This is a genomic window from Pseudomonas sp. Pseusp18 (genome assembly GCF_059506005.1).
Genome location: NZ_CP169240.1, coordinates 2050282 through 2063354 on the forward strand (window position 1 = coordinate 2050282; position 13073 = coordinate 2063354).

The window sequence follows — 13073 nt, forward strand, 5'->3', positions numbered from 1 at the left end:
AAACCTGCAATCGCGGTACACCACATGCAATGGTTTTACGACTGCTGCGCAGCCGAACGGGGGCAAGCCCCCTCGCCACACGGAGGCAAGAACATGCTGACCCGAGCCATTCCTTCCAGCAACGAGCCGTTGCCCATCGTCGGCTTGGGTACTTATCGCGGTTTTGATGTCACGCCTGCCGATGCCGCTTACAAGCAACTGCAGGCGGTGCTCAGCGCGTTGTTCGAGAAGGGTGGAAAGGTGATCGACAGTTCGCCCATGTACGGTCGCGCCGAGCAGACCACCGGTGAGCTGTTGTCGATCCATCGCCCTCGCTCACCGGCCTTCCTGGCCACCAAGGTCTGGACCCGTGGCCGCGAAGAAGGCATCGCGCAGATGGAGCAGTCGTTCAAACTGTTGCAGACCGACCGGATCGACCTGATGCAGATTCACAACCTGCTGGACTGGAAAACCCATTTGCCGACCTTGCGTCAATGGAAGGCAGAAGGGCGCATCCGCTACATCGGCATCAGCCATTACACGGCGTCGGCCTACGACGAAGTGGAGGCGGTGTTGAAAGCCGAGCCGATGGATTTTTTGCAGATCAACTATGCCCTGGACGACCGCGCTGTCGAGAAGCGAATCCTGCCGCTGTGTCGTGAGCGCGGTGTGGCGGTGATCTGCAATCGGCCCTTCGGTGGTGGCGGCCTGATCGCTCGATTGAAAGGCAAACCGTTACCGGGATGGGCTGCGCAAGTGGGGATCAACAGCTGGGCGCAACTGGCGCTCAAGTTCCTGCTGGCTCATCCGGCGGTGACCTGCGTCATCCCCGGCACCGGCAACCCGCGCTACATGACGGAAAACGCCGGTGCAGGTAGAGGACCGATGCTCACGGATGCACAGCGCCAGCAATTGATTGCGCTGGTGGGTTGACGGCTACCTTGTAGCAGCTGCCGAGCAGCGCGAGGCTGCGTTCGGCTGCGCAGCAGTCGTGAGTCCGACTGACGCGGTCTGCCTGATGCACCGCAAGCTCTGGTTTGACGACGGCTTCGCCGCCGAACGCAGCCTCGCAGGCTCGACAGCTGCTACAGGCTTACGGCGGCTGGCATTACTTGCGCCATCTCCAGCGGAATTTCCAGGGTAAAAATCGCTCCCTGGCCGGGTCCATCGCTATGGACGCGAAGGTGCCCGTTCATTTCCACCGCCGCGAGTGCGCAACTGTGCAGGCCAAAACCATGACCTTCCTTGCGCGTGGTAAAGCCGTGATTGAAGATGCGAGTCATATTCTCGGCAGCGATCCCTTCACCTTGGTCCTCGACGCTGAAGCGCAGCGTTGCGTTGTCGATAATCCGGACACCCAGCGTCATACGGCGCTCATGATTGCTCACCTCGGACATCGCATATTTGGCATTGCTGATCAGGTTGATCAGGATCAACAGCAGTCGGTGTTTGTCGCCGATGATGGTCGGTGTGGCCTGGTAGTCTTTAATGACCGTGACATGGTGCCGACTCAAGGCGCCGGAATTCATGCGTAACGCATCCTCGAACAGATCGACGACATTCAACGGCTCGACCAGCCTGGCGGCGCCGGCATAGGCCTGTTGGGTGGCGACGATATCCTTGATGTGATCGATGCTCTTGGTGAGTTGCGCCAGCTCGTCAACGATGCTCGATTGCTCGGTCGCGATGGAATCGACCAGTTGATTGAAGTAAAGGGGCAGCAGTTTGCCTTTTTCATCGTGCGTCATGAACTGCCCCAGGTCTTCGGCATGTTCATTGATCATTTTTACCGCTTTGCCCAGGCCGAGGGTTTTGCTGGTCGACAATTTGCGGGTGATCAACTCCGCGGAGACATTAACGCTATTCAACACATTACCGACGTTGTGCAGCACGTTGGTCGCGATCTCTGCCATACCGGCCATCCGCGCGGCGTCGATCAGCTCGCGCTCGGCTTCCAACAGTTCGCGGGTGCGTTCCTCGACGCGTTGCTCCAGCCGCTCGTTCGCTGTCTGCAATTGGTTGTTCATCTTGTTGATCAGCGCATAACTGCGAATCAGACGGGCCGCCAGGTACAGCAACAGTAGCGCCATGATGCCGGCGCAGATCCCCAGGTAGAGGTGGTATTGGCGATCTGTCGCGGCTGTGCGCCGTTGTGTCTCGTTCAATAACTCGTTGATGCTGTCCAGTTGCTGTGCAACCGGAATGACACTGATGCGATCAACCAGGTCATTGACAATGGGCTGCTCTCGAACAATGGCATTCACAGCGTCTACAAGTGCAGTGAAAGTCGGGCGCCGTTCAGGCGGCAGTTGATTGATGTACTCATTCAGATATTCCAGATGCCCGGAGATTTCTTCGGCCCGTTCGCTGCTGACATAGAGGGCGTATTCAAGGGTGTCCAAGGTAAGGTCGAACACCACTGAGGCCGCCCGGGCATCCACCGACGAGAGTTTGTCGTTGGAATCTTCCTGCAACACCCGAATGGCATCTTCCAGCGTAGGCAGGGCCTCGAATGCTGTTCGCAAGGCCGTGTTGTGCTGTTTGAATTGCTCAACCAACCGGGCTTTGTTTTCTACCGCCTCCAGATAACCCTGGCGTCGGGTTTGCCAAAGGGTCGGGAGCGGGCCGACAGCGTTGAGGCTATCGAGCTGTTGCCAGCGCTCTTCCGCTTCAGGCGGCGCCACCAGCAACAGGTTGTTGTTCATGCCGATTTTGGCTCGCAGGAGCTTCACGTTCCAATTGGCATCGTATTGCTTGAGTTGACGAACGAAGTCGCGCGACTCGAAGTAGGTCGATGTGTCGTACGTGTAGGATTTGATCAGCAAAAATATCAGTACGCTGAAGAGGGTCAGTGCAATGGCTGCCAAGGCAGACCATTTGTAATGATTAGAAATCTGCATGGCGGCATTCCTCCCTGATACAGGCTGTACTGAGAGAGAGGCTGCCAATGGTCAATTAATTCCATTTTTTGCGCTCCCTGCAAAATGACGAGTCATCGCCACGTCATCCGTAAGCCTAGCGTTGTTGGTGGACGGTGCCGGAAAAAACACCGCACGGCTGGGGCGAGCGTCAGGGGACGAGCACGATCGCCCCTTTGACCTGACCGGCCCGCAGGCTGGCCAGCGCCTGATTGGCATCGTCCAGGGCAAAACAGGTGACGTCGCTGTGCACGGGCGTATGGCGCAGCTCTGCAAAAAACGCCGTGCCATCTTCGCGGGTCAGGTTCGCCACCGAGCGGACGCTGCGTTCGCCCCACAGCAGTCGATAAGGGAAACCGGGGATGTCGCTCATGTGGATGCCGGCGCAAATCACACAACCGCCCTTGACGGTGGCTTCCAGCGCCAGTGGCACCAGTGCACCGACAGGGGCGAAGATCAGGCTGGCGTCGAGCGGGTGTGGTGGCGGCTGATCCGAAGGGCCTGCCCACACGGCTCCCAGAGTCCGGGCATAGGCCTGGCCCTCGCTGTCGCCTGGTCGAGTGAAGGCGTACACCTGCTGTCCCCGGCCCCGCGCCACCTGAATCGCCAGATGCGCCGCCGCGCCGAAGCCATAGAGGCCCAGGTGGCGTGCGCCTTTGGCCATTTGCAAGGCACGAAAGCCGATCAGCCCGGCACACAGCAGCGGTGCGGCTTCGGTGGCCGAGAGCGCGTCCGGGAGGGGGAAACAGAAGTGGGCATCGGCAACCGTATAGTCGGCATAACCGCCATCCCGATGACAGCCGGTGAACTGTGCCCGGTCGCAGAGGTTTTCCCGGCCCGAGCAGCAAAACGTGCACTCACCGCACGTCCAGCCAAGCCAGGGAACGCCGACGCGCTTGCCGACCCAGTCGGGTGCAACGTCGCCACCCACCGCTGTCACTTCACCGACGATTTCATGGCCCGGCACCCGCGGCAGCACTGCTTGCGGCAGTTCACCGTCCACCAAATGCAGGTCGGTGCGGCACACGCCACAGGCCAACACCTTGATCAACAGTTGCTGCGCGCCGGGCTGCGGCACGGGACGCTCTTCGCGTTGCAGCGGCTGGCCGGGGGCATGCAGAACCATGGCGCGCATGACGATTCTCCAAAAGCCGATGCACCGCAAGGCGTTACAGGGGGGATTCCCGGTGGCAGCCGGCGACCAGTTGCTTGAGCCCGTCCAGATCCAGCACCTTGACGTTACGCCCGGAAATCTCGACCAGTTCCGAGTCCCGCAGATGAGCGATGCCCCGACAAATGGTTTCCAGACGCAGGCCCAGGTAGGAGCCGATCTCTTCGCGACGCATCTTCAGTACAAAGTCTCGGGACGAGTACCCCCGAATGCTCAGCCGTTGCGACAGGTTCAGCAGGAAGGCGGCCAGGCGTTCATCGGAGTTCATGTTGCCCATCATCATCAGCAGGTTGTGCTCACGGACGATTTCCCGGCTCAGGATCTTGTTCATGTTGTGCTGCAACGAGGGCAGCTCCAGGGCGAGTTTCTCCAGTTGGGCGAAGTTGAAGGGACAGACTTCGCTGTCCTCCAGGGCAAAGGCACTGCAGGTGTGATGATCGTCGCTGATAGCGTCCAGACCGAGCATCTCGCCGGGGATCTGAAACCCGGTGACCTGCTCGCGACCGTCGACCGACAGCATGCTGGTCTTGAATGAGCCGATCCGTACCGCGTAGAGCGAGCGCAACGGATCGCCGGCCCGGTACAGGGCCGCACCTTTTTTAACCTTTACGCGCTGAATGATCAGGGTATCCAGCCGTTCGACTTCGTGGCTGGTCAAGCCAATCGGCAGACACAACTCCAGAACGCTGCAATTGGAACACGCAGCTTTCAGATAATGATGTTGATATGGCCGGGTTTCAGGCATTGCGAAAAGCCCCTGTAACAGGAGCTTAGAGCATAGTTCGGATCACCGTTTCAATCGGGTGTTTACAGGCTCAATCGATGAGCGGGAAAAGGCTTGCCCCTGTTGAGACGCGGGCGTTACTTGCTCTTCCAGTATTTCTGCATCTCCAGAAACAGGAACGAAGCGGTCCAGGAAATCAGCACCAGCCCCGTCAGTGCCTCCAACCCGGTCAGGTATTTGAGGTTACCCATGGGTGAAATGTCGCCGAAACCGATGGTCGTGAATGTGGTGAAGGAAAAGTACACGCAGTCCATGAACGAACCATCGAAATTGCCGCTCAGGCTGCCCCATTCACCGGAGCGGATCAGCAGGTAATAGACCAGCGCGAAACACCAGACCTCTACCGCATGAGCCACCATCGCGCCGAATACCCCGACGACGATCCGGAAGCGGCTCCAGAGTTTGAGCCTGGGCAGCCAATCGTTCAGACGCAGCAGGCATTCGTAGTGGATCACCACCGTGATGACCACCACCAACGTATTGATCAGCGTGACTGCGAACATGATGATCCTTCAGCGATGGGGGCAGGGCGCCGTCTGCGGGCGATTGATCGGTGCGTCACGGTGCAGGTAATGCCGGGGTGGGCTTGAATGGCATCAGCGGCGGGAACTCCTCGGGCGTGAGGGTTTCCTTTTCCAGCAACAGGCGGGCGCCCTCGTCCAGGTCGGCTCGACGACTCTGGAGCAGCGCCTTGGCCCGTTGGTAGGCTTCATCGAGCAGGGCGCGAATACCCAGGTCGATTTCCCGGGCTGTCTGTTCCGAATAATCCTTTTCGCCCATCGTGGCCATGCGATCTCCCAGGTACGTTGGGGTTTGCTTTTCCAGCACCGACTGCCCGAGCTCGGGGCTCATGCCGAAGCGGGTGATCAGTTGCCGGGCGATATCGGTCGCGCGGCCCAGATCGTCGGCGGCCCCGGTGGAGATCTGGCCGTAGACAAGGTCCTCGGCGGCGCGTCCGGCCATCAGCACGACAATCCGGTCCTTGAGTGTCTGGCAACTGATCAGGAAATGATCCTCGGTCGGTCGCTGCAAGGTATAGCCCAGCGAGCCGATGGCCCGGGGCACGATCGAGACTTTATGCACCGGGTCCATGGCCGGCAGGCTGCTCGCGGCCAGGGCATGCCCCATCTCGTGATAGGCCACCACCCGGCGTTCGTCGGCATCGAGCAGGCTGCTCTTGCGTTCAAGCCCCGCGATAAGGCGTTCCACCGCGGCGGTGAAGTCGTTCAGGCTGACCGCCTCGGCGCCGCGACGGGTGGCGACGATGGCCGCTTCGTTCACCAGGTTGGCCAAGTCGGCGCCGGTGAAACCAGTGGTGATTTCGGCGATACGTGCGCCATCGAGCCCTGGTTCCACGGTGATTTTCTTGAGGTGAACCTTGAGGATCGCTTCCCGGCCGGTGCGATCGGGGCGGTCGATCAGAATCTGCCGGTCGAAGCGCCCGGCGCGCAACAGCGCCGGATCAAGGACCTCCGGCCGGTTGGTCGCAGCCAGCAATACCACGCCCTCACGCGGATCGAAGCCGTCCAGCTCGGCCAGTAACTGGTTGAGGGTCTGTTCTTTCTCGTCATTGCCGCCTAACACGCCGACGCCACGCATCTTGCCCAGCGCGTCGAGTTCATCGATGAAGATGATGCAGGGCGACGCCTGGCGTGCCTGTTCGAACAGGTCGCGGACCCGGGCCGCACCGACCCCGACGAACATTTCGACAAATTCGGACCCCGAAATCGAGAAAAACGGCACACCGGCTTCACCGGCGATGGCTTTGGCCACCAGGGTCTTGCCGGTGCCTGGCGGGCCGACCAGCAAAGTGCCCTTGGGAATGTGCGCGCCCAGGCGTGCGTATCGGGCCTTGTCCTTGAGGAACGAGACGATTTCCACCAGTTCGGCCTTGGCTTCGTCGATGCCCGCGACATCGGCGAAGGTCACTCCGGTGTCGCGTTCGACAAAGATCCTGGCCCGCGACTTGCCGACATTCATCAACCCGCCAAGGCCTTGTTTGTCCGCCATCCCGCGAAACAGGAAATGCCAGAACACCATGATCATTATGAACGGCAACAACCAGCCCAACAGGCTGTTCATAAAGGTGTTTTCGTTGACCCCGGTAAAGCCGACGCCCGATTGGGAGAGTTCGGTCGCCAGCGACGGATCGACCCGCACCGTGGAGAAACGGTCGCGTCCGTCGATGGGCTCCACCAATTTGCCGCTGATCCGGTCCTTGTCGATCTGCAAGTCACTGACTTTTTGCTCGTTCAACAATTGCATGAACTGGCTGTAGGGGAGGGGCTGCACAGCCTGGCGCTCGACAAAGAAAACCTGCATGAGGCCCATCACGATAAATGCGATCGCCAAGTAGGACAGGTTCCACTGGTCGTTCTTTTTCATGGCCTTGGCTCAGAGTGGGAACGCGTATCGGTAAGACAACGGCCAACCCGTTTAATAAAGATAGACTGCTTCAGCTTCTCCCTCGCGCAGAGGGTCAATACAGCAAGTTCTCCTGCCGTAGCCGCGCGAAGCGCGCAAGCGGCACTGCGTCGAGCGCCTGCGCCGCGTCAGGTGTCGCGCCGTCGTGAATCGCCTGCCACACGCTTTGCGAACCGATCGAATCACGGGTCGCCGCCAGGTCGAGTACGTGGGGATAGAGCGTGTGCAAGGTGGCGAGCAGGGCCAGGCCCAGGCTGGCTACAGGACGTTGCGCAGGCGTTGAGAGGCGGGTGATGCTCACACCATGACAGAGCCGACCATGCCAGTTTGATTCGGTGGGGACGAAGTCGACCGGCTCGAAATGCGCGCCGACGTCAAACGCATTCAGCGCGGTTGCGAGCCGGGTCGCGTCGATCCACGGCGCGCCGACCCACTCGAACGGGTGCGGTGTGCCGCGGCCCACACTCAGATTCGCGCCTTCGAGCAAACCGATATCCGGGTACAGGTCCAGCTGGGAGAGCGTGCGCAGGTTTGGCGAGAGCGGCACCCATCCCAACCCGGTGTCGGCAAAGGTCATCGCGCGCCGGTATCCCTGCATCGGCACCACGCGCAGATCCGCACCAATGTGCTTGTTGCGGTTGAATAGACTCGCCAGCTCGCCGACGGTCATGCCGGGCCGTAGCGGTGCAGGGAAATAGCCGGTAAACGATTCGCGGCGACTGTCCATCACCGGGCCGCCGAAACGTTGTGCGCCGAGCGGGTCGGGCCGGTCCAGCACGAACAGCGCAATGCCTTGCGCCGCGGCGGCTTCGAGTGCGTAGCCGAGTGTCGTCTCATAGGTGAAGAAGCGCACGCCGGCATCCTGAATGTCGAAGATCAGCGCATCCAGCCCTTTGAGCGAACCGGCTGGGAAACGTTTCGTTGCGCCGTAGAGACTGTGCACGGTGAGGCCCGTCGCCGGGTCGCGGGTGTCGCCGACTCGTTCGTCCACGTCGATGTTCAGCCCATGCTCGGGCGAAAACAGCGCCACCAGTCTGACGCCTGGCGCATGGGCGAGGACGTCGACGGTGCGTCGGCCTTTGGCGTCGAATCCGCTGCGATTGGTGATCAAGCCCACGCGCAGGCCGGCGAGCGGGGCAAACTGCTGTGCCTCAAGCACGTCAATACCTGTCTGCACCGGGCCTGTCGAGGTGGGCAGGCGATCGGCGGCCCGCAGCGCCGGCACCGCTGAGGGCAGCAACCGGCCGATTTGCGCGCCGCTTGCAGGCGCCCCGCGACTGGCCATCAATGCGAGCAATTGCGCACGAAGCGGGCGAGCGTCACCGCGGTCATCGGGATACACCCGGTTGCTCAGGATGACGATGAATTGGCGGGTCACCAGATCAATCCACAGCCCCGTGCCGGTGTATCCGGTATGGCCGATGACGCCAATCGGCGGCAGACGATCATGGTTCGATACGAACGGTGCGGCCAGTTCCCAGCCGAGGCCGCGCCACGGCACGCTGTCGAGCGGCGAGGCGGCGCTCGTGAGGGCGGCGATGCTCGCTGGCCGCAGGATCTGCCGGCTGCCTGCGCGCCCCTGGTTCAGCACCATCTGCGCGAAACGCGCAAGGTCGTCCGCCGTGGAAAACAGCCCGGCGTTACCGGATACACCGTCCATCCATTGCGCCGTCGGATCGTGTACGCGCCCCCGGAGCGTGCCAGTCTTGGTGGCGAGTGTCGGTGCGCTGCGTATCGCTCGCAGGGTATCCGGCAGAAAAACCGTATCGCGCATGCCCAGCGGCCCGAAGATGTGAGCCTGGCAATAGGCGTCGAGCGGGCTGTGGGTGATGCGTTCGACCAGCTCGCCGAGCACCACGAAATTCAGGTCACTGTAAATGACTTGGGCACCCGGCGCGTTGCGCAGCTGCTGCGCCGCGATGGCACTCAACACACCTTTGCGGCCCGCACGGGGTGGCCGCCCAGGCAAACCTGGCCGCAGCCCGGACGTGTGCGTAAGCAGGTCACGCACCTTCACCGCTTCTTTGCCGTGCGACCCAAAGGCAGGCCAATACCGTGCAACGGGTGCGTCCAGGTTGATGCGGCCCGTTTCGGCCAGTTGCAGGATGGCCGTGGTCGTCGCGATGACTTTGGTCAGCGATGCCAGATCGAACTCGGTGTCCAGCGTCATCGGCTCGCGGGGGGGCGTCGTTGTGCGTTGTCCAAAGGCCTGGCGATAGAACACCTGCGTGGAGTCACCGATCAGGACAACCGCCCCCGGAACGCGCCCGGCGGCGATCTGGCCCTCGACGATCTGTGCGGCTTGCAGGCGCGTCGTCGCATCGAGATCGGCGGCGCATGCAATGTGCGCCGCCATCGCCAGGCCAAGCAGCATCGCCCAGCGCTTCAGCGCTGTGGCAGATCGGCGGCTTCGTAGTGATTGCGTGGGTTCCATAACATCCATCCATCGGTGTCGGCGTCGTCGGCGGCGTGAACCTGCGCACTGATCGCGGCCTCGTCAAACGGGCGACGGTCGAAGGCATAGTCGCGAAAGGCCTGCAACCAGGGACGAAAGCGCACGCCCGGCAGGTGGGTGCGCTTCATCGCCTCCGCCAGGGTACGCCTGACAATCTGGCCGGGGTCGGCTGTCGGGTTGGTAAAGCCCGGCAGCCCCCATGTGAAACCGGACGGGTACAACATTGGCGAGATGTAGTCGAGCTCCGCGCCCAGCAGTTCGATTTGCTGGCCGATCGCCGTATCGTCGAGGTTCCAGCAGACGTAGCCGAAGATGTCTGCAGAGACGAATACATTGTAGGGCGCGAGTCGTGCGCGTGCGGCCTGCAGAAAGCCGATGATCGCCGCGGTCCGGTTGGCGCGGTTGTTGGGGAGGGCAAAGCGTAGCCCGCTCTTGTCGGGAAAACGCACATAGTCGAACTGGATCTCGTCGAAACCCATCTGCGCGGCCTCCTCGGCGATATCGAGATTGTGCTGCCAGACCTCGTGCGAAAACGGATCCATCCATTGCAGTTTTTCGAGATCCTGCCACGGCTGGCCGTCAGCGGTGTGCACGCTCCACTCTGGATGCGCGCTGGCGAAAGGATCGTCCTTGAACACCACGATGCGCGCGATCAGGTACGGGTGTTGCGCGCGCAGCTTGGCGAGCAGCGCCGGAAAGTCGCGCATCTGAGGTGCCCGTGTGGTCAAGTGGGCCGTTGCGCCGATCGCCTCGCGCGCCGCACTGCGATAGGGCGTCAGGCCACGGTCACCCTTGACGTCGATCACCAATGCATTGATCTCGGTGTTTTCAGCAAGGCTGACAGCGTTGTTGCGCAGGGTCGAACTGGTCACGCCGAACACCGACAGATAGACCGCTTTGGGGCGAAACGGGGTCAATGCGAGCGTCACGGGCGTTTCGTCACTCACTTTGGCCTCGGTGCGCAAATACCCAGGGGCGCGGGCGGCGACACTCTCGACCGCCTCGGCCGTCTCGAACCGCCCGTTTTCGTCGGTACGCATCACGCCGGCAGAGGTCGTGATGATCGCGTCGGCAAGCGGGTTCTGCGTGCTCGAATCGAGCACGACACCGGTGAGGGCCAGTGCGCCTTGCCCGGTCAGCAGGGCAGTGACGACAAGCAGCGCCGGGATCGCATAGCGCCTCAATGCGCGGATGAAGGTCATCGCGGGTTCCCCGCGGTCGGCTGAGTGTCCGGTTCACCGAGCAACTGCGCGAACGCGTGCGCGCCGTAGGCATCACTCATCAGAAAGCGCGGCAGGGCGAGCAGTCGCGCGTGCCGGTCGGCCTTGCGCGCGTCTAGTGTGAAGGCCACTGCGTAACCCTCGTCGGAGGCGAGTGCGATCAACTCGTCGTCATAGATACCGAACGGCCACGCGAGCATGTCGACCTGCTGCACACCGGTTTGCGACTCGATGCGTTGACGTGATTTTTGCAGTTGGGTTCGGACGAATTGCTGGAAGTCCGCCGGCGTGCGGTGCCTGCGTTCGACGTTGAAATTGGGATGCCAGTACGTATGCGACTGGATGTCGAAGAGCCCGGTCTGCTTCAGGGTTCGCAACTGCTCCCAAGTCAGCGCATAGGACGCATTGGAGATGGCCGATGGATAGATAAACAGGGTCACCGGAAAACGCTCGCGCTGGATGACGGGCAGCAGTTTGTCGAAGACCGAACGATGCCCGTCGTCGACGGTGATCGCCACCGGCTTCGACGCTAATGTCGCGTCGGGATTGCGCAGCCAGTCGACCACCTCGCGCAGCGACACAATGTGATAACCGTGCTCGCGCAGGACGCGCAACTGGGTTTCGAAGGTGCTCATGCGCACGGTCATCGAGTCGTCCGCCGTGTCCGAGAAACGGTGGTAAACGAGGATCGTGACGCGTGGTTCGACGTTCTGTGCGGCGCTCTGTGCGGCGCCGCCCGTGCTCCAGGCCAGTGCGCAGACGCTTGTCAGCATGATGCGGATCAGCAGCCGGAACGCGACACCCCCACCGATACACACCATGATTTTCCCGCACATGTCAGCGCTCCTGCGCGAGCCAGACGCTTGCAGTGTGTATTGAGCGTTCATCGTCTATCTGATGCAGATCAATTTCGCGCAATGTGGTCCGCTCCGAGGGGGGCGAGTCGTCAGACAAAACGGGAGGCCGGTTGTGCCTTGATTTGATTTAGATCAACAGCAAGCCCTCGTGGGCGGATGACTTTATAAAGGATATGACACTCTTTTGAGGTATGCCCCCCATGAACATCGATAAGACGATCTTGGGCCCCCCGCCCCGGTACCCGTCCCCCGGAAGGAGCCAGTGATCCGCTGGATTAGCACCGCCGATAACGATTGCTGGCTGCTTTTCCAATTACGGGGGCAGCTCGACCGTTTATCCACTTGCCCGACGGTCTGCCTGTTTTCTGATGTGGATCAGATACGCCCCCAGGCCGACTCCTATTCTCGAATCAACCCACGGTATCGAGATGAACTCAAATGAACAAATCAAGCCTGATTGGCCAATGCATGTTGATGGCGGCAAGCATGTTGCTGGTGCCATCCTCCAGCGTCTTTGCCAACCCGCCGATGTCTGCGCAAGGTGGCATGTATCATCATTTTCAGGATTTCGATTGGGTCAAATACACGCAACAGACCCTGGACGATCTCAAGGGCAAGCTCAATCTCAAGCCGGAGCAAATGGCTGCCTGGGATACATGGGCCACGGGGGTCATGGCGGACGCCAATCAGCATCAGGAAAAGGCCAAGGTCGAACGTGATGAAAGGGCGGGCACGAAGAGGGCGCCGATGAATGAAACGACCCCCGAAAGAATGGCCAGAGAGATAGAGCGTTTGCGCACACAAACCAAGTGGATGGAGGCGCATCTGGAGCGCATGGATGCTGCGCTGGTGCGTACCAAAACTTTCTACGAGGTTTTGGATGCTGAGCAGAAAACCATTTTCGATCTGTTCTGGACGGTGGTGCATCACCGGCTTTACGGCAATGACCGTTGGCAGATGCCGATGCACATGTTCAGACCACGAATGATGGAAGGCGACCAGGACGAAAAAAGTAAACAGTGAGCGGTACTCATTGTAGTGTCGCGGCCTGGCGCGCCATTGCCTGCAGCACCGAGTCGAGTTCATCGCTGTCGTACAAGCGCAATCGCGGGCTCGCAAGTAAAGTCGGCATGGCAATCTCCCGTCGAGAGCCGCTGTCCAATGTCGGTAACGTAACCCATCCATCCCCAACCCGATTGATATTGATCAACTATGGCGAGATGCTTGATCCGGTAAGGACGCGAACATTTGCAGTATTCAGATGC

At 60.9% G+C, this 13073-nt stretch carries 10 protein-coding genes and 1 pseudogene; 2 read left to right on the plus strand and 9 right to left on the minus strand.

Features of this window, described 5'->3' with window-relative positions:
* Window positions 1-93 precede the first annotated feature (93 nt).
* Window positions 94-912 (plus strand): aldo/keto reductase, encoded by an 819-nt coding sequence (locus tag ACEN9A_RS09095; protein WP_258673049.1) that lies wholly within the window; start codon window positions 94-96, stop codon window positions 910-912.
* A 152-nt stretch (window positions 913-1064) separates the two neighbouring features.
* On the opposite strand, the gene ACEN9A_RS09100 is transcribed toward ACEN9A_RS09095, so the two are convergent.
* From ACEN9A_RS09100 to ACEN9A_RS09135, 8 genes are all read right to left on the minus strand, one after another.
* Window positions 1065-2879 carry a DAHL domain-containing sensor histidine kinase gene (locus ACEN9A_RS09100; RefSeq protein WP_258673050.1) on the minus strand — a complete coding sequence of 605 codons (1815 nt, stop codon included), beginning with the start codon at window positions 2877-2879 and terminating at the stop codon, window positions 1065-1067.
* Between the two features lie 169 nt (window positions 2880-3048).
* Window positions 3049-4032, minus strand: coding sequence for a zinc-dependent alcohol dehydrogenase family protein (locus tag ACEN9A_RS09105; RefSeq protein ID WP_258673051.1), 984 nt, complete (start codon window positions 4030-4032; stop codon window positions 3049-3051).
* A 34-nt stretch (window positions 4033-4066) separates the two neighbouring features.
* The gene (gene fnr, locus ACEN9A_RS09110; RefSeq protein WP_258673053.1) at window positions 4067-4813 is read right to left on the minus strand and encodes a fumarate/nitrate reduction transcriptional regulator Fnr; all 747 of its coding nucleotides are present in this window, start codon (window positions 4811-4813) and stop codon (window positions 4067-4069) included.
* A 116-nt stretch (window positions 4814-4929) separates the two neighbouring features.
* Window positions 4930-5355 carry a potassium channel family protein gene (locus ACEN9A_RS09115; RefSeq protein ID WP_019649457.1) on the minus strand — a complete coding sequence of 142 codons (426 nt, stop codon included), beginning with the start codon at window positions 5353-5355 and terminating at the stop codon, window positions 4930-4932.
* A gap of 55 nt (window positions 5356-5410) precedes the next feature.
* Complete coding sequence (ftsH, locus tag ACEN9A_RS09120; protein ID WP_258673054.1) at window positions 5411-7237, minus strand: ATP-dependent zinc metalloprotease FtsH; 1827 nt, start codon at window positions 7235-7237, stop codon at window positions 5411-5413.
* Between the two features lie 94 nt (window positions 7238-7331).
* A complete protein-coding gene (locus ACEN9A_RS09125) occupies window positions 7332-9710 on the minus strand; it encodes an exo-beta-N-acetylmuramidase NamZ domain-containing protein (RefSeq protein ID WP_258673055.1) in 2379 nt (792 codons plus the stop codon).
* The gene (locus tag ACEN9A_RS09130; RefSeq protein WP_258673056.1) at window positions 9662-10933 is read right to left on the minus strand and encodes a putative glycoside hydrolase; all 1272 of its coding nucleotides are present in this window, start codon (window positions 10931-10933) and stop codon (window positions 9662-9664) included. Before ACEN9A_RS09130 ends, ACEN9A_RS09125 begins: the two co-directional genes overlap by 49 nt.
* Window positions 10930-11787, minus strand: a complete 858-nt coding sequence (locus ACEN9A_RS09135) for a polysaccharide deacetylase family protein (RefSeq protein WP_258673057.1) — start codon at window positions 11785-11787, stop codon at window positions 10930-10932. Before ACEN9A_RS09135 ends, ACEN9A_RS09130 begins: the two co-directional genes overlap by 4 nt.
* A gap of 459 nt (window positions 11788-12246) precedes the next feature.
* Between ACEN9A_RS09135 and ACEN9A_RS09140 the strand changes: the two genes are divergently transcribed.
* A complete protein-coding gene (locus ACEN9A_RS09140; protein ID WP_258673058.1) occupies window positions 12247-12831 on the plus strand; it encodes a Spy/CpxP family protein refolding chaperone in 585 nt (194 codons plus the stop codon).
* Between the two features lie 13 nt (window positions 12832-12844).
* Here the strand turns inward: ACEN9A_RS09140 and ACEN9A_RS09145 are convergent.
* Window positions 12845-12970, minus strand: a pseudogene (locus ACEN9A_RS09145) (phosphoribosyltransferase); the annotation flags it as partial.
* Window positions 12971-13073: the final 103 nt, after the last annotated feature.

Coding starts and splice junctions, on each gene's coding strand:
- ACEN9A_RS09095 (WP_258673049.1), top strand. CDS start 94: ATGCTGACCCGAGCCATTCCTTCCAGCAACGAGCCGTTGCCCATCGTC.
- ACEN9A_RS09100 (WP_258673050.1), bottom strand. CDS start 2,879: ATGCAGATTTCTAATCATTACAAATGGTCTGCCTTGGCAGCCATTGCA.
- ACEN9A_RS09105 (WP_258673051.1), bottom strand. CDS start 4,032: ATGCGCGCCATGGTTCTGCATGCCCCCGGCCAGCCGCTGCAACGCGAA.
- fnr (WP_258673053.1), bottom strand. CDS start 4,813: ATGCCTGAAACCCGGCCATATCAACATCATTATCTGAAAGCTGCGTGT.
- ACEN9A_RS09115 (WP_019649457.1), bottom strand. CDS start 5,355: ATGTTCGCAGTCACGCTGATCAATACGTTGGTGGTGGTCATCACGGTG.
- ftsH (WP_258673054.1), bottom strand. CDS start 7,237: ATGAAAAAGAACGACCAGTGGAACCTGTCCTACTTGGCGATCGCATTT.
- ACEN9A_RS09125 (WP_258673055.1), bottom strand. CDS start 9,710: ATGGAACCCACGCAATCACTACGAAGCCGCCGATCTGCCACAGCGCTG.
- ACEN9A_RS09130 (WP_258673056.1), bottom strand. CDS start 10,933: ATGACCTTCATCCGCGCATTGAGGCGCTATGCGATCCCGGCGCTGCTT.
- ACEN9A_RS09135 (WP_258673057.1), bottom strand. CDS start 11,787: ATGTGCGGGAAAATCATGGTGTGTATCGGTGGGGGTGTCGCGTTCCGG.
- ACEN9A_RS09140 (WP_258673058.1), top strand. CDS start 12,247: ATGAACAAATCAAGCCTGATTGGCCAATGCATGTTGATGGCGGCAAGC.